Here is a 25809-nt window from a genome sequence, read left to right as displayed (position 1 = left end):
AAACCCGTTCCAATATGATCGAAACGGGCTAAGGATTCTTTATAAGATTGGCTCGCCAATTAAATATAATATAATTTAAAGTTAATATCCTGATCATGGTTTCCAAATTCTCTTCCGAATAATGTAACACCACCGATGTGTTCCGCATCCTCTTTGACTTCCACTCTGAATTTCCATCCGTCGACAGTAGTATCTAAATCATTAATCGTTACATCCGACATTGGTTCACCATCCATATAAGTACCATGGGAAGTAATCCGGATCGTTTTTAGTAAACCATATTGATTAATGTTATGTGGCCACCATTCAGGAGTATACTTTCCTCTAGTATCGGCAAAATCACCAGGACTTTGCCATGTACCTAATTCGATATTGTTTAGTGTGAACGTAATGTCAGACGGCCATACTTCGTTTGAGAATGGAAATTCTGATGATATTTCAAAACTGATATCCATTTGTTGTAATTGATCTTCCTCTTGCAAAAAGTTCGGTGTTTTATATTCAATAAAACCTTGAGTAAACCATAGTATTCGTGCATCCATACGTTTTGGGTCCATGAAATATTTTGTTTGGTCTACTGGCCCAACAAAGTCTTTACTAGTAGCCAAGCCACAAGTAGGTACAACATGGTAGTCTGTATAATGACCAATGGGTACCGAAGTTTCGTATGTAGCAAAAGAATGATAGATCTTTTTAGGAAAGTTCACTTCAATATGATCAACTTTTAGGATAGAGATCCTTTGTAATCCTGACTTTCCTGGTATCTTTTCTGTCCGGATAATACCAGCCTTTTCTAACTTTTCAATATGTTTTGTGACTATCGGGCTACTGATTCCCAATACGTTGGACAGTTCCTTAATGTTCATTTTATTTTTGGATAATAATTGAATAATTTCTAGCCTGACTTGACTTGCTAATGCTTCATATACGGGTAAGGACGATTTATCTATCTCTAATTGCATGCTTCTCACCAACTACTTTCTGAATACTAATTAAATTATTTTTATTATCACATACTAGTAGTGAATTTTCTAATATAATCTATTATGCCATAATTTGTAACAGGTTTCATCCAAATGTGACATTTTTTTATCATTTATTATTAGAAAAAAATTGTCTTGTATTAGTTTATTTTGGGTATAACAAAGATAAGACAAGAAAAAAGTAGGTGTTATAGTTGATCGTATCGCTCATTATTCTTGTGTTACTAATTTTAATTAATGCATTCTTTGCGGCTTCTGAAATCTCATTAGTCGCTTTAAATGATAATAAAATAAAAAAAAGGGCGGAACAAGGCGATAAAAAGTCGATAAAGTTGCAAGTGTTACTAGCTGAGCCTGGCCGTTTTTTAGCAACCATTCAAATCGGAATTACATTAGCTGGCTTCCTGGCAAGTGCATTTGCAGCTGATCGATTTGCTCAGCCTTTAGCAGAATGGTTAGTGGCGATAGGCGTACCGATAGCATTACCATTATTGCAGACAATTGCCATTGTTACCATTACCATTATTCTTGCTTACTTTACCCTAGTTATTGGGGAGCTAGTACCAAAGCAATTAGCTTTACAGAAGGCAGAAACAATAGCGTATAAAACAGTTACTCCATTATCGATGTTGTTTAAGATAAGTTATCCATTTGTTAAAATATTGAACCTTTCGACGAACTTTATCGTAAAACTATTTGGAGTCGATCCAAACGCGAAACAAGACGAGGCAAATGAAGAAGAAATTAGGATGCTCGTCGATATCGGTGGTGAACGAGGAACGATTGAAAACGATGAAAAGCGGATGATCCATAATATATTTGAATTCAATGATAAAACAGTATCTGATATCATGACGCACCGAACGGATATTACCGCTATAAACATCACTTCAAGCATTGAAGAAATATTAGATATCATCAATGAAAAGCGCTATACTCGTTTTCCTGTATACGAAGAGGATATAGATCATATTGTTGGTGTGTTGCATATGAAAGATATGCTGCCTTTTTTACAAACGGATAATCAAACATGGGGTCACCTTTTGCGTAAACCATATTATGTTATGGAATCACAGCCAATTGATGTCGCCTTTCGCGATATGAAAAAGCATAATATTCATATCGCAATGGTAGTGGATGAATATGGAGGAATCGACGGGCTTATTACGATGGAGGATGTGATTGAAGAAATTGTCGGTGAAATTTTAAGTGAACATCATCAGCCGGGTGAAGATGAATCAAGTAGTGTGAAGAAGGTAAACGCCAATCAATATGAAGTAGAAGGAACCACACATCTCTATTTATTAGAAGAAGCTTTTCAGATTGAGTTGCCTTCTGATGAATTCGAGACAGTAAATGGGTTTATCGTTCATCAATTGGGATACATTCCAAATAATACAGAGCGTCCCGCAGTTTCCTATAAAAATTTAACATTTGAGGCAGTCGAAATATCTGATTACCGTATTGAAAAAGTATTGGTTACGATCGAGTCAGGAGGAGATCAAGCTTGAGTAGTTATCAAAAAACAAAGCAAGAGGTTTTAGATACATGGGAAGTAACGCAATCGGAAGGGCTGGCAGAAAAGGAAGTAAAAAGCAGGCTTGAACAGGAAGGATATAATGAAATTGCGGATAAAGAAAAAGTACCAACATGGAAGCTGTTTGTAGAATCATTTAAAGATGCAATGGTGATTGTACTCCTAGTAGCGGCAATCGTTCAGTTGTTACTTGGTGAGTTAATTGAATCAATCATTATCTTCCTTGTTATTGTGTTAAATTCAATTATTAGTGTAGTACAAACCAAGAAGGCAGAGAGCTCATTAGACGCACTCAGGGATATGTCTGCACCAGAAGCAAAAGTAATTCGTAACGGTATTAGTCAGACTATTATGGCTCGTGAGTTAGTACCAGGTGATATTGTCCTATTGGAAGCAGGAGACTACATACCGGCTGATGGACGATTACTGGAAGCAGAGTCATTGAAAGTAAACGAAGGAATGCTGACCGGTGAGTCAGACGCAGTTGAAAAGATGACAGATCCAATTCGGGAAAAAGTGACGATCGGTGACCAAAAAAATATGGTGTTCTCCAGTTCATTAGTGGTAAATGGTCGAGGTACTTTTGTTGTGACAGCGACTGGTGAAAAAGCAGAAATCGGAAAAATAGCGGAAATGATTGAAACAGCTGAAGCTAAATTAACCCCGCTACAACGAAAACTGGATTCTTTTAGTAAGAAATTAGGAATCGCTATTTTACTTATCTGTATCGTTATTTTTGCTGTACAAGTAGGTCGTATCTGGTTCAATGATGCCGAGGTTGATATGACTAAAGCAATATTAGATGCCTTGATGTTCTCTGTTGCTATTGCAGTCGCAGCTATTCCAGAGGCTCTACAATCGATCGTGACAATTGTTTTGTCTGTAGGTACTAATAAGATGGCAAAACAACATGCAATTATTCGTCGATTACCAGCAGTAGAAACGCTTGGTTCAACAAGCGTTATTTGTACTGACAAAACAGGGACATTAACCAAAAATCAAATGACTGTTACGGATGTTTACTTACCGGAAATAGAAGAGCCTTTTCGTCAGCACAGCTGGACTAAAAGTGAACGATTAATCATTCAAACAGCAGCACTATGTAATGATTCTTATATAAATGAGGATAACAATGAGATTGGCGATCCGACAGAAATAGCATTGATACGATTAGCAGATAAAGAAAAGCAGCCGTATAAGGAGCTACGAGACAAATATAATCGTGAAGCAGAGCTACCTTTTGATTCAGAAAGGAAAATGATGTCAACAGTCTATACGATTGATGGCGAACGATTAATGTTAATTAAAGGCGGTCCAGATGTCATGTTAGACCGTGCAAGTGCAATTTTAGTGAATAATGAGGAACAAGAATTAACTTCTGAATGGCTTGAACGTCTAGAGAATCAAAATGAAAACTATTCTAAGCAGGCATTGCGTGTATTAGCTTTTGGCTATAAAAAAATAGATGAAGATCACCAAATTACATTAGATGATGAGCGAGATTTCACTTTGATTGGGTTGACCGCAATGATGGATCCACCGAGAGAAGCAGTCTACGGTTCCATCGAAGAGGCGAAAAAAGCAGGGATAAAGCCTATTATGATTACGGGTGACCATAAAACAACAGCAGAAGCAATTGGTAACGAAATCGGCTTAATGGCAAAAGATGATTTAGCGGTCACTGGTAAAGAATTAGATAATATGTCTGACCAAGAATTAGATGAAAAATTAGAGCATATTTCTGTTTATGCTCGAGTTTCACCTGAAAATAAAATCCGCATCGTTAAAGCTTGGCAGCGTAAAAACAAAATAACAGCGATGACAGGTGACGGAGTGAATGATGCACCTGCATTAAAACAAGCAGATATCGGTATCGGAATGGGAAGTGGAACCGATGTAGCAAAGGATTCTGCGGCGATGATATTAACAGATGATAATTTTGTATCCATTGTGAAAGCAGTCAGTGTCGGACGAACCGTTTTTGATAATATTAAAAAGGCGATCGCCTATTTATTTGCGGGTAACTTAGGGGCAATTATTGCCATATTGTTTGCCGTAATCATGAACTGGGCAAATCCGTTTACAGCATTACAATTGTTATTTATCAACCTTGTTAATGACTCCTTACCAGCGATTGCATTAGGGATGGAAAAATCGGAACCAAATGTGATGAAGCGAAAGCCTCGAAGAATAGAGGAGGGGATTTTTGCTGGTGGGACATTACGCTCTGTAATTATTCGAGGTCTGTTAATTGGGGTGGCAGTTATTATATCTCATTATATTGGATTACAGCACTCTGAAGAAATGGGGGTAGCAATGGCTTTCACCACCTTGATCTTATCGAGAACATTACAAACATTTCCGGCAAGATCGAATGTTCAGACTGTCTTTGGAGCGGGTTTTTTCCAAAATAAATATGTATTAGGGGCTGTGGCAATTGGATTTGTCTTATATTCGATTACTATCATGCCTTTTGCGAGAGAAGTGTTTCACATTCCGAATGAATTTGGCTGGAGTCAGGGGTTAATTGCCTTCTCTTTAGCGCTTGCAAGTGTTGTATTAATGGAGGTTGCAAAAATAATTAGAAATAAAAAGTAATATGCATGATTATTCTGTTCGCGAGATTATCCTTCTCTTTACAAGATAACAGTCTCAGCTGTGTAGCTATCTCGTCAAGACAATTAAGATATCTCGTGAACAGAAAAGAAAAAAGGATATTACGTCAAAAGTCCTAGAATTCCTTAGTAATCGATCTTAAAATATGTTAAAATTATTGTAAGGGTTTACAAAATGGGAGGTGAGTAAAATAATGAAAGTTTTAGTTACAGGTGCTAATAGAGGCTTAGGGTTAGCCTTAGTTCATAGCGGTCTAAAAAAAGGTAATATTATTTTTGCGGCTGTTCGCTCTGTAGCGGATAAACATATACATGAATTACAACAATTGAAACAATCTTATGAAGGACAGCTTCGGATTATACATATGGACGTAACAAATGAAAAATCAGTAAAACAAGCTGCTGAAGCTGTGAAACTTACTGATCAATACTTGGACGTAATCATTAATAATGCAGCAATTTTAAATGAGAGAGAAAAAACGATAGAAAACTTGGATATGAATGCCTGTCTGCAAGCTTTCGATGTTAATACATTAGGCCCAATGAGAGTAGTAAAGCATTTCTTACCAGTTTTGCGAATCGGCCTCAGGCAACAGGTGGCAGAAACACAAGCCATTATTAATATCAGTTCGGATGCTGGAAGTCTAACCAACGCCTATAGCGGAGACTATCCATATGGAATGACTAAAGTAGCTTTGAATATGCTGACAGAAAAGTTAAGAGTTTATTTAAAACAAGAACCGGTAAACGTAGTATCTATTCACCCTGGGTGGATGAAGACAGATATGGGTGGCGACACTGCCCCAAAAGATCCAGAGGAAGCAGCTGATAATATTTATCGACTGATCGAAAAAGGATGGAAACCAAGACAGTTCGCATTTATTGATGATACTGGGAAGGAAATGGATATTTAATATAAAATGAAGTCAAGTAACTTATTTAAATATATTTAGGAAAGGCACCGCTTAGGTGTCTTTTTTGTATAGTAGAAATGGATTATGGCTAAAATGATATTCTTTCATTTCATTGTTCGATCATAGTATAATATTTCTAAGCATAGAAAGGGGTATTCATGATGATGAATCCATTGGTTTTACAATCAGATTTCGGACTAGAAGATGGAGCTGTGAGTGCAATGAAGGGGGTTGCACATAGTGTAAGCAAAGTTATTTCAATTTTTGATAATACTCATGAGATACCACCATTTGATATTTGGTCAGGCTCCTATCGCCTGTTACAAACAGTGTCTTATTGGCCAAAGAATACCGTTTTTGTATCGGTAGTTGATCCGGGTGTAGGATCAGAACGTAAGAGTGTGGTTGTTCAAACGAAAAGTAATCAATTTATTGTAACACCAGATAATGGTACCTTAACGCATATTTATTATAAAATTGGGATTAAACAAATTAGAGAAATTGATGAAGAAATCAATCGTTTACCTAAATCTGGAGCTTCTCATACCTTTCATGGAAGAGATATCTACGCATACACAGGTGCTCGATTAGCTGCTGGCGTGATTGCTTTTGATCAGGTAGGGCCAGAATTAGCCATAGAGGAAATTGTTCGTTTGCCGTTTTATGAACCGAAGCTTGAGGAACAAACGATTAGCGGGACAATTGATATATTGGATATTCGTTTCGGTAATTTGTGGACTAATATTAGTAGGCAGCTTTTTCTGGCATTAAATATTGAGTACGGGGAAGGAGTAGAAATAGAGATTATTCATAATGCAAGAAGAGTTTATCGAAATAAAATGACCTTTGGTCGCTCTTTTGCTGATATCCAAATCGGTGAACCCGTATTATATGTGAATTCTTTGGATAATATGGCAGTGGCGATTAATCAAGGATCATTTGCTAAGGCTCACAATATTGGTACAGGCTCAAGCTGGCAAATTTATATAAAGAAACTTTAAGGGGTTCATTGAATGGTTAGTGTGTTGACAGAATTAAAATATTTGTTTAAAAGGTTTGTATTAATAGCCAATGTGTTACCAGCTGTACTTGGGTTTATGATTGCAGCACGGTATCATAACATTGCTTTTGAAAATTACTGGTTAGATTTTATTTTGCTGCTGGCAGGAGCTATGATGCTCGTAGCTGGTGCTTTAACATTAAATAATTGGCTGGAAGCTGATGTAGATAAGCTGATGGAGCGTACTAAAAACCGTCCGACTGTTACAGGTTCTATACCATTACGCACTATTTTGGTGATGGGGATAATGCTAAGTTTCATCGGTCAAATGCTATTATTTTTCATTAATTTAGAGGTTGCCCTTTACGGCTTTATTGGTTGGTATACGTATGTTGTCGTTTATACGATATGGACGAAACGAAGGGTTACTTGGAACACCCATATTGGCAGTTTGTCAGGTGCCGTTACGCCGATGATGGGATGGGCTGTAATAGATTCTACATTTCATGCAATCCCAATAAGCTTATTTCTGATCATGTTCCTTTGGCAAATGCCGCATACGTATGCAATTGCTATTCGCAAATATGATGATTATGCTCGTTCTGGGCTACAAATGTTACCAATTATTCGTGGTTATCAGATTACAATTCGCCGTACGGTTCTTTATATGGCGCTGTTATTATTGATACCATTATTACTAGCCGGATTTAGTCGCTTGTTTTATATTCTCCTAACAATCTTGAATCTTAGCTGGCTAGCAATTGGAATAACAGGATTTAAAACGTCCTCCATTAAAAAGTGGGCTAATCTTCTATTTGTTAGCTCACTTGTTTATTTGTTAATAGTTTATTTCTTATTTATTGTGTTTGTTCCGTGATAAAGGATCTCGAATTATGTCCATTATCATTTAGGGAGGAAAGATTAAAGATTAACTGAAATGATGCCTTCATCATGCTATGATGAGGACATCATTTTTTTTTAGTCATCATCGAAATCATCTTTAGAAATAGAAATAATGGAACCGGTGTAAGCATCAATTTCTAAATCAACTTCACCGTTGTCTGTTTTTATTTCAATTTCATATTGGTATCTGCCATCATCTTCATCGAGTTCAAAATCTGTTATCGACCCTGGATATTCGTTTGTAGCAATCGTTCTTGCTTCTTCAGCAGAGATTAACGTGTTATTGGAGTGATCAGCTTGTTGCTCCGTTTCATGATCATCCTCTTTCGCAGTATGCTTTTCTTGTTGGTCTACATTATCACGATCATTTGTCGTATCCTCATTTTTTTGTGTTACGTTTTTTTCGTTTAATAGTAAAATTTCTCCCGTTTCCGCATCGATTTTTAATTCATAATCGCGATCAGTTCCCTTGATTTCTACTTCATATACTTTTTGGTTATTTTCTTCTTCCAATTCTAATTCGGTAATCTCACCAGAGAACTGGTTGGCGATTTTTTCTTCTGCTTCTTCCTTTGATAAATAGGCACTGGCAGGGCTAGAGGTAAAGTTATAAATGGCCAATCCGCCACCAATAATGATAAAAACGGTTAATATCATAAAGAAAGTTTTAATTTTCATCCATGATCTCTCCTTGTTCGTTGTTATATACAGTTTATCCTATAAGGATGAGCAGAGAATGAGAGAAAAATGAGAATTTCATGAGAAAAAGTAAAAGCGTACTCTTATACAGGTAATTGGAGTGTAAAGGTTGATCCATGATTTACTTGACTCTTAATGGCAATACTGCCACCATGTGCGGTAACAATTTGATGACAAATAGCTAGACCGAGTCCAGTACCTCCGGCTTTTCGGCTACGTGCTTTGTCAACACGATAAAATCGATCAAAAATATGCTCTTGGTCTTTTTCGGATAATCCTTCACCTTTATCGATAACATCGATAATCAATTGTTGCTGATTTTCTTGTATCCGCACGATCACGATGTCTTCACTATATTTACATGCATTATCAACCAAAATATAGATAGCCTGATGAATTTTCCTCTGGTCTGCGCTAATAGTGGTGTCCTGATCTGTATCCTGATAAAGCTTAATTTCACGCTGATAAGCAGTAGATAATGACCGAACGACATCACGAATAATCTGACTAATATTGACCTGCTCAAATATGATATTTTCTTGATCTTCATTTTTTGCTAAGATAAGCATTTGCTCGGTTAAATGTTGCATACGATCAGATTCAGAAAGGATGGCATCTGTTGCCTCATCAAAAATTTCTGGTTTATCTTTTCCACGACGTATTAATAGTTCTGCATAGCTTTTAATAACAGAAATTGGGGTGCGTAGTTCATGGGAAGCATCAGAAACAAAACGCTCTTGCTTCTTTCTGTTTTCCTCAATCCGATCGATCATTTCATTATAGGCTAGCTGCATGTCGCTGATCTCATCATTGTTTTTTCTGTTAATCGTCAGCTTCTCCCATTTCCCGTTTTTCGGATTTTCTTTCATTTCTAATGTTAATGATTGTACCGGGTTAGTAATATACCGGGATAAAAAATATCCAGCTAGTAATGCAGGAACTAGCATTACGCCTGCAGTAAGAAATAATACTAGGCGAAGGGTATTTAATGAATTATCCATCGAATAGAGTGCTTCACTAACCTGTAATGTCACAATTGATCCATCTTCCCAAATGATAGGAGCCGATACTTGAACATATGGAGTCTTATTTTGATCTCTAGCTATTCGGGTTTGTTCAGATTGCGTATAGGAAAATGGCCAATTGTAAAACTGATCCTCCCGGGAAACATGGTGAATAGGATTCCCATTCTCATCAATAATTCGAATAATACCATTGGCAGGGAGAAATGCTTTAAGTAGTTCGTCCTGTTCGATATCAACTGTTGTGCTTTGAACAATTGCCTCCATAATGCTTTCTGCATCTGCTTTGACCCGGTTCATTTCATTATCACTGACTCGCTCTTCATATAACATATATATAGCACTGTTAATAACTAAAATAACGAGAACCATAAATCCACTTAAAAAAAGCTGTACTTTTGTTCGTAATTTCATTATTTTACATCCTTTATCGTGTAACCAACACCTCGAACGGTTAGAATGGTTTCCTTTTGGAACGGTTTATCTATTTTGTTACGAATGTAACGGATATAGACATCGACAACATTCGTATCCCCGACGTAATCAAATCCCCATACTTTATCTAATAATTGATCACGAGTGAAGACTTGGTTTTTATTTTTAAGTAAAAAGGTTAACAGATCATACTCACGAGGCGTGAGTTCAATTGTTTCTTCCCCTCTTGTCACATCACGGGATTGAAGATCAATCGATAAATCCTGATATGTCAGTTGTTGTTCAGGCTGTGAATGAATAGGTGCTGCCTGACGAAGCTGTGCGCGAACTCTTGCAAGTAACTCTTCTATTTGAAATGGTTTTGTTATATAATCATTGGCACCTAAGTCTAGACCTGAAACTTTATCATGTACTTCATCTCGTGCTGTTAATAAAAGAATTGGTGTAGTTGTGTTTGTTCTTCGATATCGTCTGAGAATTTCAAGCCCGCTTATCCCAGGTAGCATAATGTCTAATAAAACGAGATCATACTGGTTTTCCTGTAAAAGTTGAAAAGCTGTTTGCCCGTCAGTTGCCACAGTAGTCTGATAATCTTCATAACCTAATTCCAATTCCAATACACGCGCAAGCTTTTCTTCATCTTCGACAATTAGAATCTTTGTCATGCAATTCACTCCTTCCCAATTAATATAGCACAATTTTTGAGAGGAAGCAGTGAAAGAAAGAGAAAGAAATCTGGAGAATATATTAACTACTGCTATTTCGAAAGATAATATAGTAATCTTCAAAAAAGCTGGGAAAAGAAGTTATCGTTACAAAAATCGAAACGATTATTCAAATAGACCATGAAACCGTTTCGATTTTCGTATTTATGAGGAATAACTTACGTACTAACTTATTTTGTTTCGTAGTAATTTTGAGAGGTTATCTTTGCGTAACCATCGCTCCGGCTGTCCACTTTCCTTTCCACGGGTTTTTCTCCTCAGCTAACTTTGGTAAGTAAAGAACACTTATCAAAGTGGACCTTCGGATAAAAACATCCCGTAGGAGTGAAAGCGGACACCTACGCTAGAGAGGTGTTCCACACTATTTAGTACAGTTAGGATGGATACTTATTATTTTGATGATAGCTAGTTTCGACCGTAGCGAATAGATTGTTTCTCACATTTGTTGTAGCTTCTAAAATAGCGCAGGCCGACCGTTTCGACTCCTGAGGGATTAGCATGATCTGAAGATCCACTTTTGTAAAGTGATCTTCTTTGCAAAAGTTAGCTGAAGAGCATGCCCCTCGGAACGCGAAACGGTCAGCCGGAGCGGGTGCTTTGCACTCGATATCATAAAAACTTACGTTAGTGAACAGTGTGCCTATATTGCACAATAATACTTATTGCTTCGTTCGTATTTGAGGATAGGGAAATAGATTATGTCCAATCTATTTTTGATAATCCCTAAAACTGTTGCTTTAATTTTTCTGAATCTTCGACTGCTTCGTCTAATAATTCAGCAAGATTTTGATTACTTTCGGTTAATGTGGTTATCGTTGCACTCATTTCTTCTAAACTGGCAGAAGCTTCTTCAATAATAGCTGCCAAATCATTAGTAGATGCATCCACACCGTTAGATTGTTCCTGTACTTCTTTTGCTAATTGTAAAAAGTTCTGCAATGCATTATTTAATGTTCCCATTGTCGTAGTAAGCTTGTCAAAGTATCCAGTTACTTCATTAGATGTATCCATTCCGACCACAAAATTTTGCATGCTTTTATCCATTTGTGCAACAGCAGATTCATTTGTTTCATTTAAAGAAGATAGATTTCCAGTGATTTTTTCGGTAGTCTCTCCAGTTAAATCTGCTAGTTTTCTTATTTCATCAGCTACAACGGCAAATCCTTTACCTGCTTCGCCAGCACGAGCTGCTTCAATCGATGCATTTAAGGCAAGTAAATTCGTTTGTTCTGTAATTTCTTTTATATTGTCAGCAAATCCATTCGTTTCTTTGATCTTATCCGTTAATTCAGCAAATGTTCTGCTTAAAGCACCAATCGTCTCCTCTAAAATCCGGTTATTTTCATTTAAAATGTCCATTTTTTCTTTACCAGCTAATGTTAATTCACTTGCTTGTGTAGCCTCTTGATACAATTGTTGAGAGGTTTGTTCTACGAGATCAATATTTTGGCGTGTATCATTGGTGGCACTTGAAATACCAGAAATCTGCTCTGCCTGTGATTGACTTGCTTGTGAGATCTCATGAATGGTAGCATTAAGGTCATTTTGTGTTTTTACATTGTCTTGAAGCTGGTCATTTACTTGTTCGATTTTTTGGAGAATATTACTTACGGAATCTTCGACTACCTGTCTCTGATGTGCTTTTTGGATACTATCTTGCTCAGAAGCTTGTAATAGATCAGCTAGCTGTTTCATCTGGCTGTTTGATAATTTGATGATAATGTGAAACACGATTGCAGTTAATAAAAATAAAAGTAAAGAATATAGAAATAACTGCATCATCACTTCATTCGATTTATCCATAGCAAAGTAATTAAATATTAATACGACTAATCCGATCACCAATCCGGTATAATAGATTTTGTGATGCATTTGAATGGCAGCAAAAATGCTCAAAAAAATGACTATCAAAAAGACGGTATAACTTGCACCCTCTAAGGCGATAAAAACAAGGTTTGTTCCAAAAAAGACAATTACCAGTAAATAGGGTAATATGTAAGGCCTTTTTAATACTTTTTGAAAAACGATATAAAGGATAACAACTAATAGTAATTCACTACCGTAGATAATCGATGTTACATATTCATTAGTTAAAACAGTTAGTACCACACCTACAATCATAGTGATTGCAATAATAATTAACATTAATGTATTTTTTTGCTGGGTGTTCTTGAGTTTCATAGATTGGATTATCTCCATGTCTTTAATCTCCTTATCCTATGAGTATAATACCATTTTTAATGATGTTGTTACTATTAGTATAAATAAATAGGTAAAAGGAATCAATATTTTTTTGTGGAAATAATTAGAAATGTTCATTAAATGCTTAGTTGTGCTACTTTAAGAGATCATGATACTCAGTTCTTAGCTGATTTATCCTAATGAGAAAGCTATGCTAATATTTGATCTACATTTAGCAACAAATCAATCGAAAGATATTATCAATCCTCGCCTGGTAGTATGATATAATATATAGAAGATATGGAGGGATTGGATGAGTAACAAGAGTAAGCAAAATCTATTACATTTATTACATATGCACCATTCATCTTTCTTAAAAAGTCAAGTCGCACATGCAATTGGTATGGAAATGTATATCCGATCCAAGCAGATTAATACAAAGGAAGATCTGGCTTCCTTTTGCCATAGTTATATAGGAAGTCATTTGTTATATAATGACGCTATCATCATTAAAGAGTTATTTTTAAAACTGAAGAAAAACGACTGGAAGCAAGTAATATATTTAGCCAACATCTATAATGCCAGAAAAAACGTGCTTGAATTAAAGAAGACAAGCCGCCAAGCTGGCAATCGTTTCTTGGATAGGCTGCTGTCTATTCAAGCATCACCAATTCTTTCCAAGTGGTCAGAGGAAATAAAGGATAAAGAGTCATTAAATCATTACGTAATCGTCTATAGCCTTTATGCGTATGAACAAGGATTTGATCTGTTCGCTACGATTCAAACTTATTTGTATTTTTCGTTAACAAATCTTGTCCAGCATGCCGTAAGGGCGATCCCATTAGCGCCAAAGGATGCAGAACAAGTAACGTTAAAAATATTATCTGAAGTGGATCTGGCAGCAGAAATAGCGATGACATTACAATTCAAGGATATGCATAATAGTGCGATCGGTATGGAAATATCCGCCATGCAGCATAAATATCTTTTATCCAAATTATTTATATCGTAATGGAGGTAAAGATGGATTCAAAAAAGCAATTACAAGCACGATTTCAGAAGGTAAATCTCCTTGATTATAAGGGTGATCAACCTTTGAAAATAGAAAAAGCAGAACAAAGCCATCGAGTATTTACTAATTATGAAATCAATGGGCTCAATCAATCAACAACTCCAATAGAGATTGATTTTACAGTGAAAAAAGCTTCTAATATTAAATTAATCAACAATGATACCAAAATAACTGGTGTACAACAACACTCTCTTGAATGTAACTGTCATATTGAAGAAGAAGCGTTATTGTTTGTTGATAAACGTGAAATTATCCCCGGCGATAACAGTGACATTAATCAGCATATCAAAGTGAATGTCACAGGAGATGCCGAGTTTATCTGGACGGAAATTGTCCATTTAGAGCATGTTTCCAATTATCATTACTTTTCCATAATGGAAATCTGGTCGGACGAACAATGCCTGACCTATGATCCAGTACAATTTGACGGAAGTGAGGAGATGCTTGCTCATCACGGGATGACAGAATCATTTCCGTTTGTCGCCTCCATATGGTATATTTCACCGAATCCCCCTTTTGATGAATGGGATGTGCAGCAACGGTTATCCCAAGCGAAGCACCACCGTGCAGGAATGACAGATATCGATGGTAAAGGTATTCTTATCCGTTGGCTTTCAACAGATTTAACATTATTAAAACAAGAGATAGACGATGTGCTTGCCTTTTTTGATGAGAAAATAACGGAAGTACGTAAATGGAGAGTGTGAAAAAGTTAGGAGGGTGTAACTTCTAGCTTTTTTGATTTAAGGAGGAAAGAAAGGGCATGGAACGATTTCCTAAGGCTGTCGCCTATTATTATAAACGTTGGCATGAGTTCGAGATGGAGTCACATCAACATTCTGCGATGGAGATAATGTATGTTATTGATGGCAAATGCCAAATTGAAATCGATGAGCGGATTGTTCATATGCGAAAAGGTCAGTACATTTTTATTCAGAGTAATGTTCCGCATCGTTTAATGATTGATAAGGATCATCCTTGCCGCATGTTAAATATTGAATTTATCCTTGATAGCAATAAGGCTATTCCATACATGTCCATGGATCGGTTATTTCAAACACATCCATCATTAAAAGCTTTATTTGATCTAGATGAGCGGTATTTTTTACTGAAAGATGATGAAGCGGTGTATGTGACATTACGGCATCTCGCACTGGAATTAGATCATCAGTCAGCAAGCAATCAGCTATTGATTGATAACTTAATGATTCAATTATTACTGTGGATAGATCGCAACCGCCTTGAATACAATGATCAAGCAGATAATCAGCATATAAAAAAAGCACTGACCTATATCCATGAACATTATGACACAGATTTAAAGATAGAAAGGCTTGCACGCATCACACATCTTCATCCAAGTTATTTACATAAAATTTTTAGACAATCACAAGGAATGACAATTAATCAATATATTACAAAAGTACGCCTTGATAAAGCAAAAATGCTACTAGTCCATACCGAAATTCCTGTTACGGAAATTTCGAATTATGTCGGGGTAAATACGAGTCAATATTTTAGTAATTTGTTTAAAAAGGAAACAGGATTATCACCATCAGCCTACCGCAACCACTTTCGAGAAATATAAAAGCTAGGATTTTACACATAATTACAGCAAGAAACGATTATTTTTAAATCGCTTACAATTCTTTCGTGATAAGATGCCTTTAGAGACAAAAAGGAGGTAATGAGGTGTCATTCAAAATTGCTTTTATCGGAGCAGGGAGTATTGGTTTTACGAGAGGGTTGCTACGCGATATTTTATCTGTACAAGAGTTTCGAGAGATAGAGGTAGCTTTTACCGATATCAATCAGAAAAACTTAGAAATGGTAACACAGTTGTGCCAGCGCGATATTGAAGAAAATGGCCTACCTATTACAATTGAGGCTACATTAGATCGAAGAAGGGCATTAGCAGATGCGAAATATATCTTTAATGTTGTCAGGATTGGCGGATTGGAAGCATTCAAACACGATGTTGAGATTCCGTTAAAATATGGTGTTGACCAATGTGTAGGAGATACATTAAGTGCCGGTGGGATAATGTATGGTCAACGCGGTATTGCTGAAATGTTAGAAATTTGTAAAGACATTCGGGAAGTCGCAGATCCAAATGTATTGCTCTTAAATTATGCCAACCCGATGGCAATGTTAACATGGGCCTGCAATAAGTATGGAGGAGTTAATACAATTGGTCTTTGTCATGGTGTACAAAACGGACATAAGCAAATTGCGCAAGTGTTAGGGAAGAAAAAAGAAGAGGTTGATATTATTTGCGCTGGTATTAACCATCAGACATGGTATATCGAAGTGAAAACAAATGGAATAGATCGAACGGGAGATTTATTAGAAGCATTTGAAAATCATCCCGAATATAAAAATACGGAAAAAGTAAGAATTGACATGCTCCGCCGTTTCGGATATTTCAGTACCGAGTCTAATGGGCATTTGAGTGAATATGTGCCATGGTATCGCAAGCGTCCAGAGGAAATTAATGAGTGGATTGATTTAAGCAGTTGGATAAACGGGGAAACAGGTGGATATTTACGTGTTTGTACCGAGGGACGTAATTGGTTTGAGACAGATTTTCCGAATTGGTTGAAGGAACCAGCTTATGAATATAAAGAAGAAAACCGTGGCGAAGAACATGGCTCCTATATTTTAGAGGGCTTGGAAACTGGACGTGTATATCGAGGTCATTTTAATCGAGTGAATAATGGCATTATTTCAAATTTACCTGACGATGCGATCATAGAAGCACCAGGTTATGTTGACCGAAATGGAATCAATATGCCATATGTAGGGAATTTGCCATTAGGACCAGCTGCTGTCTGTAATGTGAGTATTTCCGTACAGCGTTTAGCAGTAGAAGCAGCAGTTCATGGAGATGACTATTTATTACGTCAAGCGATGATGTTGGATCCGCTAGTCGGTGCTGTTTGTAACCCGAGGGAAATCTGGCAAATGACAGACGAAATGTTAATTGCCCAAAAGAAATGGCTACCACAATATAAAGAAAGGATCATTGAGGCAGAAAAAAGATTGGCAGAAGAAGAGCGAATACCGACAAAAGATTATCAGGGAGCAGCAAGATTAAAAGTTAAATCAGTAGCAGAAATGGCGAAAGATAGAGAATTAGCCAATAAAAATGCAGGTGAAGCAGATAAAGGTAACTTTTGATAATTAGGACGAAAATTAGTATAGTTAAGCCACTAAGGTTGTAGTGGCTTTTTTATATATTTAGCAAAGTGCAAAGGACAAAAAAGGATGAATCCCAAGAAAACTGTCCCTCATCAAAGCAATGAAGGACAAAAAAGGATAAATCCCAAGAAAACTGTCCTTCATCAGAGCAATGAAGGACAAAAAATGGCGAATTCCAAGAAAACAGTCCTTCATCAAGGCAATGAAGGACAAAAAAGGATGAATCCCAAGAAAACAGTCCTTCATCAAGGCAATGAAGGACAAAAAAGGATGAATCCCAAGAAAACAGTCCTTCATCAAGGCAATTAAACATAAATTGTGAGGAGGTGAGAGAATATGAAAATTATTCCTCTAGGCATTTGGGGAGGTTATCCGAAAGCGAATAGTGCTACATCTTCTTTTTTGATCGAAGAAGACGGCTTTCATCTTTTATTAGATTGTGGTAGTGGTGTACTTGCTTCATTACAAAATTACCTTTCCATTCAGCAATTGGATGCAGTGATTATTACGCATTATCATCATGATCATATTGCAGATGTGGGTGCACTGCATTACGCAAAATTAATTCAAAATCAATTAGCTGAGCACCCTAAAACTTTAGACATATATGCGCATGACCAAGATGAACAGTTCCGTTCTCTAACTTATAAAGAGCATACGAGAGCTTATAATTTAACGGAGATGTCCCAAATAGGCCCTTTTACGATTAAGACAACTAAAACAGATCATCCTGTTTATTGTTTAGCTGTGCGTTTGGAGGCAAAAGGAAAAGGTGTCGTATTTACGGCAGATACAGCTTGGGAGGAATCACTTGTCCCGTTTGCAAAGAATGCGGATTTATTAGTTTCTGAGGCTAATCTCTATCAGGAATATGAAGGGAAAATCCCTGGACATATGAGTGGTCGAGAGGCAGGAATGCTAGCTGAACAAGCAAAAGTGAAACAGTTAACGCTTACTCATTTACCTCATTTCGGCAACATTCATAACATATTAGATGAGGCGAAAAGAATATACAACGGTCCAATATCGATAGCAGCTGTCGGCCAACAGTATATTGTTTGAGCACGAAAAAGGCTTGCTCTACTACTTAAGAGCAAGCCTTTTTACTTATTGCTTTGCCTCGTATCCAGCGGCGAAGATAGCTACAAGAAATGTAATACAAACACCGATTATTAATGCGATACCCATGAGGATCCTCCTTTTTTAAAACCTGTCTTCGTTCCTTATGTACTTTATTATTACTCTATTATAGCGAAACCTATCCCTTTTGTGAAGTAATGATGTTATTTACATTAGTCGTTTCGGGTGAATTTCCACTGTCTTTCTGATCTAATTCATATAGCTGAATTGCTTTTTTTACGTGATTGTTTGCTTTAGCTAGGTAGGATTCGGCGTCATATATGTTGCAACCTGTTTTAGCAATGATTAAGGAGAGTTTTAGATCATTGTTTGTTTCGTCCATTATTTTTTTCACTTCTTGATCATTAAGATTAGTTAATTGCATTAACATTGTCTCAGCCCGTTTTACTAATTTTTTATTGATAAGCTGCATGTTTATCATTTCATTTTGATACACTTTGCCAAGCTTAATCATGGTAGCAGTCGAAATCATATTGATCGCTATTTTTTGAGCGGTTCCAGCTTTTAGTCTAGTAGAGCCCCTGATCACTTCAGGACCTACAATTAACTCGATTCCAACATCACTTATCTCACTTGATACTGTTTGATGATTACAGCTTATCGAGATCGAGGCAGCCTGTTTTTCTTTTGCATAGGAAAGAGCAGATAAGGAATAAGGCGTTGTACCACTCGCACTAATAGCAATTAGTACGTCGTTTTTATTAAAGTGATGATCTTCTAATTCTTGGGTGATATCTGAAACGCTATCTTCGTGTTGCTCAAGTGGTTCCCACATTGCGTTTTTGCCGCCTGCAACAAACGCGATCCAGCGGTCAGGATCAATTGAAAATGTCGGACCAAGTTCCACTGCATCTAATACTCCGATTCGCCCACTCGTTCCAGCACCTGCTACAAAAACACGTCCTCCATCTTGCCATTTGTCTACTATTAGATCGACTGCTTCTGCAATAGCTGTTAATGATTTTCGAATTCCTTCTTGAATATGCAGATCTTCTTCCAGCATTAGAGTGACGATATCGATAGCTTCCATTTCATCAATGGAAAGCGATTTTTGATTTGTCGCTTCTGTAACTGTTTTGACCATATATGACGCTCCTTATTAACGTTCTAGATCAAGCATGAATTTGTATCGATCAGCACGATAAGAAGATTTAACCACTTCAAATGTAGTACCATTTTCTAATTGTGTTGTTCTTTTCATAAATAGGACAGGTGACTGCTCTGGGATTTCCAGATATTCAATTTCTTCTTCGTTGGCGATAGTTGCTTCGAATATCTGACTTGCTTTACCTATTTTCAGGCCTAATTCACTCTCGATATATTGATAGATGGACTTCTGGACAATATTATCAGTCAAGCCTTTAATGAGGTTTGCAGAAATGTACGTTCTTTCAAGTGCCATGGGAATATTTTCTGCTAAACGTATACGTTTTATCTCATAAATTGGCGCATGCTCTGGTATATGAAGCTGCTCAGCTAAGCTTTGATTGGCCGGCAGGATTTCAAAATTAATTAATTTGCTCCCAGGCTGCATTCCGCGTGCTTTCATGTCTTCGGTGAAACTTGTAAGTCCATTTAAATTCTGTTCTAATTTTTGTTCGGTTATAAACGTGCCTTTCCCTTTTATACGGTGTAAATAGCGTTCATTCACTAAATTGGTAATTGCTTGTCGCACGGTCATTCTACTGATATTTAGTTGTTCCGCATATTCTCGCTCAGAGGGTAATGCATCACCTGGCTTGTATTCACCATTTTCTATTTTTGCTTTTATTTGTTCCTCTAATTGATGATAAATAGGAATTGGCGATTGCTTATCTATCATTGGACTATCTCCTTTCTGTAATAATATATAGTATTGGAAGGTGTAGTTCATCATTTCATTGATGAGCAAGAATCTTCATTACTTGATGTACATGGTCATTTTAGTAAATATCAGTATTCATTATAGCATCTTCATCTGCAATGATGGTAACATTTTCATGATTGTTCAGAATAGATGCTGGAAATTGCTCATCTATTTTACCATGTAGAAGTTCGTGTAATGCCGGCTGTTTTTCTTTTCCGGAAACAAGCAGTAATATTTCCTTGCTCTTCATGATCGAACCAATTCCCATTGTAATCGCCTTTTTAGGAACTTCTTCAGGTGAGCGGAAAAAACGTGCATTTGCCTGAATGGTAGATGGCGTTAAGGATACGACATGTGTGTGTTGTGAAAATGCCGTGCCGGGTTCATTAAACCCGATATGTCCGTTTTTCCCTAGACCTAATAATTGTAAATCAATTCCATTGTGTTCTTGTATATTTTGCTCATATGCGATACACTCTGCTTCCAGATCTTCCGCTAGCCCATTAGGAATAAAAATCTGATCTTCAGGAATGTTCACTTTGCTAAATAAATGCTTGTGCATATAATAGTAATAGCTATTCGGATCATTCCTCGCGACCCCGATATATTCATCTAAATTAAAGGTAGTTACATGGCTGTAAGTAGTATGTCGCTCTTGGTAATCCTGCACTAAATAAGCATATGTTCGGATGGGAGTTCCACCTGTAGCTAATCCAAGTGTAATAGCTGGGTTGGAATGAATTCTATTGAGAATAATGTTAGCTGCTATCTTACTCATTTCTTGATAATTGGATGTACGAATTACTTTCATCTAACGTTACTTCCTTTCGTAGGCGATTTCTCCTCTACAAATTGTGAGAATGATATCATTCTGTTCATCTAATAGAACAATGTCAGCATCCTTCTTTTCTGCAATGGAACCTTTTCGATTGATCATACCTAATTCTTTTGCGGCATTTGCTGATGTCATCGCAATCGCCTCTTCAAAAGAACATCCACTAAATTCTATGATATTTTTTAGTGCATCACCCAGTTTTAATGTACTGCCTGCTAGTGTGCCATCAACCAGTCTGGCTTTTTGTTCAACCACATTTACTTTTTGACCACCTAATTCATATTGACCATCATGCAAGCATTTTGCCCTCATTGCATCGGTTATTAAAAGCAGTTTATCTTTTCCTTTTAGTTCATAAGCTGTTCGGATAGCTTCAGGTGATGAATGAACACCGTCAGCTATCATTTCAACCATCAGTTCCTTATGAAGCCAAGAAGCACCAACTACTCCTGGTTCCCGATGGTGAAATCCGCGCATCTGGTTATATAAATGTGTAATATGAGATAAGCCATATTTAATAGCTGTCTTGATTTCTTGCGCAGTAGCATCAGTATGCCCTGCTGATGCAATAATACCTTGACTTTTTAAAAAGTGAACAAATTCCATTCCACCATTCACTTCTGGTGCTAGTGTAACCAATTTTATTTGTTTGTTAGCTAATTGATTCCACTTTTGAAAAAGGGAGATATCCGGTTTTTTAATATGTTTTGCAGCCTGTGCACCCTTACGCTTAACATTGATGAAAGGCCCTTCTAAATGAATGCCGATAATCTCAGCTTCTCCTGACTGCTGCTGATCCATAAAAGAGGCGACATTTTTAATCGCTTTTTCAATTTGTTCGTTACTTTGGCTCATGGTAGTTGCCAAAAAAGAAGTTGTTCCTTCTTTCGGTAACGTATCCACCATTGTTTGTAAGGCATGTTTGGTACCGTCCATCACATCGGCCCCATTTGCCCCGTGGATGTGAACATCAATTAACCCGGGAATTGCCTTCACCTTTTTAGTAGAATAATCAAGGATTTGGTACTCATCATCTAATTGTAATTGCTCCAACACACCAATTTCTTCGATGATATGCCCCTTGATTTTAATGTATCCATTGTTCAAGGTTTTGTTTTCTCCATATATATCAATGTTTTTAATGATTATTTTAGTTTTCTCCAATTATGACCACACCTTTAAAAAGAAGTTGTTAATGATAGAATAACAGTTTAAAGTATGGTTGTCTATACCTAAGTGTAAATTACAAGATGTTTTATGAAGAAAAGCAGGTAACTACTTATTTATTAGGGTTTTTAGTGGTATATACATGGTGATGAGCTGTAAGGTATCAAGTGGTTGAATGGAACAGAAACTAATATAACATCTTTATTAAGAGCATACATACATTAGTTTGTAAATAATTCTAACCTTTTTGTTTCTATTATTTATAAATATGACAGAATACTAGAAAAGGTATTGACATTTCTATACCATAAAGCTATATTTAGGTATAGACAACTGTACATAAGTTGTTGGTGATAATAAAAGAAAAGGGGTAGTTAGGTTGAAACAATTTAAATGGAGTCTATTGTTTTTGTTTGTGTTAATAAGCTTAGTAGCATGCTCTAATGATGAAACAGATTCAACTCCGACAGACACTACTGAAGAGACAGGTGGAGAAGAAGTCAATTTACGAGTAGTTACGACAATGGCAGGTACGGACCCTGCAGGAGAAGTATTTCAGGAAGTATTAGACGATTTTGTCAACGAACATCCACATGTAACTATTGAAAACGATTCACAATCAGCAGATGCTGGTACAATCCGAACTAAAGTAAATACTGATTTCTCTTCTGATAACGAACCAGATATTATGTTCTACTTTAATACAATCGATGCAGAAGGGATTATTGCAGAAGGTAAGGTAGTCAATCTCGAAGAAGCTGAAGATATTGATTTATCTGGGTTTAACTCCATGCTTGAACAACAAAGACATAGTGACGGTAACATTTATGCCGCACCCCAATCTGGCTTTTATGAAGGTTTATTCGTTAATTCAAAATTGTTTGAAGAACACGGTATTGAATTACCAACTACTTGGGAGCAGTACGAAGCAGCAATCGAAGCATTTGCGGAAACAGATATCGTTCCAATCGCTGCTTCAACCGAGGATTCTTATTATGTAATAGAGCACTATGTACTAGCCTCTGGCGGCATGGAAAATTACACAGCCGAATTGGCGGATCAAAATCCTGCCTGGGCTGAAGCTTTGGATAATATTAAGAAGCATGCTGATATGGGAGCTTTTACACCTGATGCAGCAACAATAGATTTAGCAATGGCACAGGAGTTGTTTAAACAAGAGCAAGCAGCGATGTTATTTGAAGGTTCTTGGTTCTGGGGGCAATTGGAAGAAGCAGGTATGGGTGAAGATGTGACGGTACTACCAATGCCTGTTTATGCAGATGATGGTGAGACTGGTGAGATCGTCGGCGGTGCGTCTCAGGGATGGTTTATCAGTACGAAATCTTATGAAGATGAAGACAAGCACGAAGCAGTTGTTGCCTTATTTAATTACTTGACTTCTGAAGAAATTATTGTTCGGATTGCAGGAGCAACTGGCCAGCCCCCTGCTAAAGGTGCTTTAGAAGATTTACCTCCATATTTGGAGGCAGGACATCAATTAATAAGTGATGCGCCAGCTGTTGCATTACCGATTAACGACCGTATTTATCCTGAATCTTTTACTCACATACGTACAAGTGTTCCTGATATTGTGAGTGGTAATAAGACTGGAGAGCAAGTATTACAGGAAGCAGCAGAAATGGAAGAATAATAGATAACTAGATAAGCGATGTGAGGTTGTCCTGCTTGCAGGTACAGCCTCATTGCTGATCTGGGAGGGAGGATGTTATGAAGGGTGATAAGCTGTATATTTTTCTTTTTCTCACACCTGCTTTTCTTATAACAGGGATCTTTCTATATTATCCATTTATAGAAAATATTCTTCAAAGTTTTTATAGAACGGATGGTTTTTTTAACTCTACCTATATTGGATTGGATAACTATGTCCGGCTATGGAATGATGAGATTGCCAGAGAAGCTCTATTCAATTCATTGGAATTAATGCTTTATGTAACGGTTTTTCAGGTTGGGATTGCACTCATTCTTGCAATAATGGTCAATGCGATTACGAAAGGGGCCGGTTTTTATCGGACGACTTTTTTCTTTCCAATTGTTATTTCTGGTGCTGCAATCGGTTTGTTATTTACGTTAATTTATAACTACAGAAATGGTTTGCTCAATGAAATTCTTGTAAACCTAGGATTTGAAAGAATTTTGTGGTTAACAGAGCAATCGTCGTTATATATGGTTGCTATACCAACGATTTGGAACTATGTTGGTTTTTACTTTGTTATTTTATTAACGGCTATTCAAAAAATTCCAAATGATTTTTATGAAGCGGCTGAGTTAGAAGGGGTTACTGGCATGCAAAAAATGTTTAAACTAACGATTCCGTTGATTGTCAGTGATTTGAAAACATGTATTGTGTTGGCGATAACCGGTACGTTAAAGATATTCGAGCTCGTCTACATTATTACAAGAGGTGGACCTGGAAGCTCCTCTGAAGTACTAGGAACCTATATGTATCAGAAAGCATTCGAAGATACAGCAATGGGATACGGGGCTACTATAGCAGTGATAATCGTAGTGTTAGGTCTAAGTTTAGCATTTATTACGAACAAATTATTACAGAGAGAAGAAGTAACATACTAAAAGGAAAAGAGGTGTTCTCCTTTGCATACTCATACACAGGAACGTTTAACATTTTGGGAAAGGTTTCAGGAAAGGTATTTTTCTCAATCAAAAATTGGCAAAATTTTTATTTATGTGGTGCTCACATTATGGTCAATGACCACCATTTTTCCTTTAGCATGGGTATTTTTGAATTCTTTTAAGGATTCCCGCGAGATTATTACAGATACATTTAAAATTCCAGCGGATCCAACTATCCAAAATTATGTCAATGCGTTTGAAACCGTCAACATAGGTAGAAGTTACTTGAACAGTTTCATTATTTCTGGTTCAGTTGTGCTACTTGTATTATTTATTGGTGGCTTGGCGGCCTTTGCAATGGCACGTATGCAATTTAAGTTGAGAGGCTTATTACAAGCATTGTTGATCGCAAGCTTACTAATTCCTGCATTTGCAACAATCGTTCCTGTTTACCGGATGATGATTCAAATGGAATTTGTCAATACATATCTTGCCCTGATTATTCCACATACTGCTGGTAATCTGCCTTTTGCGATCCTAGTTATTAGTGGTTATATGGCGACAATCCCAAAAGAATTGGAAGAAGCATCTGTAATGGACGGTTGTGGAAGATTCAAGATGTTTACTAAAGTTTTCTTACCGATATCTTTGCCATCCTTTGCAACAGTAGGTATTTTTGTATTTCTCTGGTCCTATAATGATTTGTTTTCTTCATTAGTATTAGTTTCCCATGAAAGGGTAGCGCCAATTGTTGTGTTGTTATCCAATGTTAGTTCACAATACGGAACAGATTACGGCTTAATGACGGCAGCTATTACCATGACCGTGATTCCTGTGCTGATTTTCTATCTATTAGCTCAGAAAACATTTGAAAAAGGAGCAACTTCAGGAGCAGTCAAAGGTTAATATTGCGGAAAAACTACCATTAAGAAGAAAAAGGTG

The 25809-nt window shown here is 36.8% G+C and carries 23 protein-coding genes; 14 read left to right on the top strand and 9 right to left on the bottom strand.

Annotated features, from left to right (window positions below; all coding sequences use genetic code 11):
• Positions 1-59 precede the first annotated feature (59 nt).
• The gene (locus tag ACTNEP_RS01720; RefSeq protein ID WP_441159815.1) at positions 60-962 is read right to left on the bottom strand and encodes an ArsR family transcriptional regulator; all 903 of its coding nucleotides are present in this window, start codon (positions 960-962) and stop codon (positions 60-62) included.
• Positions 963-1177: 215 nt separating this feature from the next.
• Between ACTNEP_RS01720 and ACTNEP_RS01715 the strand changes: the two genes are divergently transcribed.
• The 5 genes from ACTNEP_RS01715 to cyoE all read left to right on the top strand — a co-directional run bounded on the left by ACTNEP_RS01715 (position 1178) and on the right by cyoE (position 7926).
• A complete protein-coding gene (locus tag ACTNEP_RS01715) occupies positions 1178-2494 on the top strand; it encodes a hemolysin family protein (RefSeq protein WP_441159814.1) in 1317 nt (438 codons plus the stop codon).
• Positions 2491-5118 carry a cation-translocating P-type ATPase gene (locus ACTNEP_RS01710; protein ID WP_441159813.1) on the top strand — a complete coding sequence of 876 codons (2628 nt, stop codon included), beginning with the start codon at positions 2491-2493 and terminating at the stop codon, positions 5116-5118. The genes ACTNEP_RS01715 and ACTNEP_RS01710 overlap by 4 nt, the downstream gene beginning before the upstream one ends.
• Positions 5119-5329: 211 nt before the next feature.
• Positions 5330-6049 carry an SDR family oxidoreductase gene (locus ACTNEP_RS01705; RefSeq protein WP_441159812.1) on the top strand — a complete coding sequence of 240 codons (720 nt, stop codon included), beginning with the start codon at positions 5330-5332 and terminating at the stop codon, positions 6047-6049.
• Positions 6050-6207: 158 nt separating this feature from the next.
• Positions 6208-7050: an SAM hydrolase/SAM-dependent halogenase family protein gene (locus tag ACTNEP_RS01700; protein ID WP_441159811.1), complete on the top strand. Its 843-nt coding sequence runs from the start codon at positions 6208-6210 to the stop codon at positions 7048-7050.
• Positions 7051-7062: 12 nt separating this feature from the next.
• Positions 7063-7926, top strand: a complete 864-nt coding sequence (cyoE, locus tag ACTNEP_RS01695) for a heme o synthase (RefSeq protein ID WP_441159810.1) — start codon at positions 7063-7065, stop codon at positions 7924-7926.
• A gap of 101 nt (positions 7927-8027) precedes the next feature.
• Here the strand turns inward: cyoE and ACTNEP_RS01690 are convergent, their stop codons facing one another.
• The 4 genes from ACTNEP_RS01690 to ACTNEP_RS01675 form a co-directional block, all read right to left on the bottom strand.
• On the bottom strand, positions 8028-8630 hold the full coding sequence (locus tag ACTNEP_RS01690; protein WP_441159809.1) for a PepSY domain-containing protein: 603 nt from the start codon (positions 8628-8630) through the stop codon (positions 8028-8030).
• A 104-nt stretch (positions 8631-8734) separates the two neighbouring features.
• Complete coding sequence (locus ACTNEP_RS01685; protein ID WP_441159808.1) at positions 8735-10087, bottom strand: HAMP domain-containing sensor histidine kinase; 1353 nt, start codon at positions 10085-10087, stop codon at positions 8735-8737.
• Positions 10087-10773 (bottom strand): response regulator transcription factor, encoded by a 687-nt coding sequence (locus tag ACTNEP_RS01680; RefSeq protein ID WP_441159807.1) that lies wholly within the window; start codon positions 10771-10773, stop codon positions 10087-10089. The genes ACTNEP_RS01685 and ACTNEP_RS01680 overlap by 1 nt, the downstream gene beginning before the upstream one ends.
• A 783-nt stretch (positions 10774-11556) precedes the next feature.
• Positions 11557-13032: a methyl-accepting chemotaxis protein gene (locus tag ACTNEP_RS01675; RefSeq protein ID WP_441159806.1), complete on the bottom strand. Its 1476-nt coding sequence runs from the start codon at positions 13030-13032 to the stop codon at positions 11557-11559.
• A gap of 295 nt (positions 13033-13327) precedes the next feature.
• On the opposite strand from ACTNEP_RS01675, the gene ACTNEP_RS01670 reads away from it, so the two are divergent.
• The 6 genes from ACTNEP_RS01670 (at position 13328) to ACTNEP_RS01645 (ending at position 18349) form a co-directional block, all read left to right on the top strand.
• Positions 13328-14026 (top strand): urease accessory protein UreF, encoded by a 699-nt coding sequence (locus tag ACTNEP_RS01670; protein WP_441159805.1) that lies wholly within the window; start codon positions 13328-13330, stop codon positions 14024-14026.
• Between the two features lie 11 nt (positions 14027-14037).
• Positions 14038-14793 carry an urease accessory protein UreD gene (locus tag ACTNEP_RS01665; protein ID WP_441159804.1) on the top strand — a complete coding sequence of 252 codons (756 nt, stop codon included), beginning with the start codon at positions 14038-14040 and terminating at the stop codon, positions 14791-14793.
• A 56-nt stretch (positions 14794-14849) separates the two neighbouring features.
• Positions 14850-15674, top strand: a complete 825-nt coding sequence (locus ACTNEP_RS01660; RefSeq protein ID WP_441159803.1) for an AraC family transcriptional regulator — start codon at positions 14850-14852, stop codon at positions 15672-15674.
• Between the two features lie 104 nt (positions 15675-15778).
• Positions 15779-17266: an alpha-glucosidase/alpha-galactosidase gene (locus ACTNEP_RS01655; RefSeq protein ID WP_441159802.1), complete on the top strand. Its 1488-nt coding sequence runs from the start codon at positions 15779-15781 to the stop codon at positions 17264-17266.
• A gap of 87 nt (positions 17267-17353) precedes the next feature.
• A complete protein-coding gene (locus ACTNEP_RS01650; RefSeq protein WP_441159801.1) occupies positions 17354-17596 on the top strand; it encodes a hypothetical protein in 243 nt (80 codons plus the stop codon).
• 27 nt (positions 17597-17623) lie between these two features.
• A complete protein-coding gene (locus ACTNEP_RS01645) occupies positions 17624-18349 on the top strand; it encodes an MBL fold metallo-hydrolase (protein ID WP_441159800.1) in 726 nt (241 codons plus the stop codon).
• Positions 18350-18545: 196 nt separating this feature from the next.
• On the opposite strand, the gene ACTNEP_RS01640 is transcribed toward ACTNEP_RS01645, so the two are convergent.
• From ACTNEP_RS01640 to nagA, 4 genes are all read right to left on the bottom strand, one after another.
• On the bottom strand, positions 18546-19511 hold the full coding sequence (locus ACTNEP_RS01640) for an N-acetylmuramic acid 6-phosphate etherase (protein ID WP_441159799.1): 966 nt from the start codon (positions 19509-19511) through the stop codon (positions 18546-18548).
• Between the two features lie 15 nt (positions 19512-19526).
• Positions 19527-20249 (bottom strand): GntR family transcriptional regulator, encoded by a 723-nt coding sequence (locus ACTNEP_RS01635; protein ID WP_441159798.1) that lies wholly within the window; start codon positions 20247-20249, stop codon positions 19527-19529.
• A 100-nt stretch (positions 20250-20349) separates the two neighbouring features.
• Positions 20350-21084, bottom strand: a complete 735-nt coding sequence (gene nagB / locus ACTNEP_RS01630) for a glucosamine-6-phosphate deaminase (protein WP_441159797.1) — start codon at positions 21082-21084, stop codon at positions 20350-20352.
• 6 nt (positions 21085-21090) lie between these two features.
• Positions 21091-22272 (bottom strand): N-acetylglucosamine-6-phosphate deacetylase, encoded by a 1182-nt coding sequence (gene nagA, locus ACTNEP_RS01625; protein ID WP_441159796.1) that lies wholly within the window; start codon positions 22270-22272, stop codon positions 21091-21093.
• 382 nt (positions 22273-22654) lie between these two features.
• On the opposite strand from nagA, the gene ACTNEP_RS01620 reads away from it, so the two are divergent.
• From ACTNEP_RS01620 to ACTNEP_RS01610, 3 genes are all read left to right on the top strand, one after another.
• Positions 22655-23926 (top strand): ABC transporter substrate-binding protein, encoded by a 1272-nt coding sequence (locus ACTNEP_RS01620; RefSeq protein ID WP_441159795.1) that lies wholly within the window; start codon positions 22655-22657, stop codon positions 23924-23926.
• 77 nt (positions 23927-24003) lie between these two features.
• On the top strand, positions 24004-24867 hold the full coding sequence (locus tag ACTNEP_RS01615; RefSeq protein ID WP_441159794.1) for a carbohydrate ABC transporter permease: 864 nt from the start codon (positions 24004-24006) through the stop codon (positions 24865-24867).
• 21 nt (positions 24868-24888) lie between these two features.
• Positions 24889-25773, top strand: coding sequence for a carbohydrate ABC transporter permease (locus ACTNEP_RS01610; RefSeq protein WP_441159793.1), 885 nt, complete (start codon positions 24889-24891; stop codon positions 25771-25773).
• Positions 25774-25809: the final 36 nt, after the last annotated feature.

This window comes from Gracilibacillus sp. HCP3S3_G5_2, assembly GCF_052063305.1.
In the GTDB taxonomy this organism is placed as follows: domain Bacteria; phylum Bacillota; class Bacilli; order Bacillales; family Amphibacillaceae; genus Gracilibacillus.
The sequence above is the reverse complement of the archived record's forward strand: the minus strand, read 5'-3'. Positions and strand labels throughout refer to the sequence as shown.

What these genes read in the sequence shown, in the direction of transcription:
- ACTNEP_RS01720 (WP_441159815.1), bottom strand. Translation starts at nt 962, where the DNA reads ATGCAATTAGAGATAGATAAATCGTCCTTACCCGTATATGAAGCATTA.
- ACTNEP_RS01705 (WP_441159812.1), top strand. Translation starts at nt 5,330, where the DNA reads ATGAAAGTTTTAGTTACAGGTGCTAATAGAGGCTTAGGGTTAGCCTTA.
- ACTNEP_RS01700 (WP_441159811.1), top strand. Translation starts at nt 6,208, where the DNA reads ATGATGATGAATCCATTGGTTTTACAATCAGATTTCGGACTAGAAGAT.
- cyoE (WP_441159810.1), top strand. Translation starts at nt 7,063, where the DNA reads ATGGTTAGTGTGTTGACAGAATTAAAATATTTGTTTAAAAGGTTTGTA.
- ACTNEP_RS01690 (WP_441159809.1), bottom strand. Translation starts at nt 8,630, where the DNA reads ATGAAAATTAAAACTTTCTTTATGATATTAACCGTTTTTATCATTATT.
- ACTNEP_RS01685 (WP_441159808.1), bottom strand. Translation starts at nt 10,087, where the DNA reads ATGAAATTACGAACAAAAGTACAGCTTTTTTTAAGTGGATTTATGGTT.
- ACTNEP_RS01680 (WP_441159807.1), bottom strand. Translation starts at nt 10,773, where the DNA reads ATGACAAAGATTCTAATTGTCGAAGATGAAGAAAAGCTTGCGCGTGTA.
- ACTNEP_RS01675 (WP_441159806.1), bottom strand. Translation starts at nt 13,032, where the DNA reads ATGGAGATAATCCAATCTATGAAACTCAAGAACACCCAGCAAAAAAAT.
- ACTNEP_RS01670 (WP_441159805.1), top strand. Translation starts at nt 13,328, where the DNA reads ATGAGTAACAAGAGTAAGCAAAATCTATTACATTTATTACATATGCAC.
- ACTNEP_RS01665 (WP_441159804.1), top strand. Translation starts at nt 14,038, where the DNA reads ATGGATTCAAAAAAGCAATTACAAGCACGATTTCAGAAGGTAAATCTC.
- ACTNEP_RS01660 (WP_441159803.1), top strand. Translation starts at nt 14,850, where the DNA reads ATGGAACGATTTCCTAAGGCTGTCGCCTATTATTATAAACGTTGGCAT.
- ACTNEP_RS01650 (WP_441159801.1), top strand. Translation starts at nt 17,354, where the DNA reads ATGAATCCCAAGAAAACTGTCCCTCATCAAAGCAATGAAGGACAAAAA.
- ACTNEP_RS01645 (WP_441159800.1), top strand. Translation starts at nt 17,624, where the DNA reads ATGAAAATTATTCCTCTAGGCATTTGGGGAGGTTATCCGAAAGCGAAT.
- ACTNEP_RS01640 (WP_441159799.1), bottom strand. Translation starts at nt 19,511, where the DNA reads ATGGTCAAAACAGTTACAGAAGCGACAAATCAAAAATCGCTTTCCATT.
- ACTNEP_RS01635 (WP_441159798.1), bottom strand. Translation starts at nt 20,249, where the DNA reads ATGATAGATAAGCAATCGCCAATTCCTATTTATCATCAATTAGAGGAA.
- nagB (WP_441159797.1), bottom strand. Translation starts at nt 21,084, where the DNA reads ATGAAAGTAATTCGTACATCCAATTATCAAGAAATGAGTAAGATAGCA.
- ACTNEP_RS01615 (WP_441159794.1), top strand. Translation starts at nt 24,004, where the DNA reads ATGAAGGGTGATAAGCTGTATATTTTTCTTTTTCTCACACCTGCTTTT.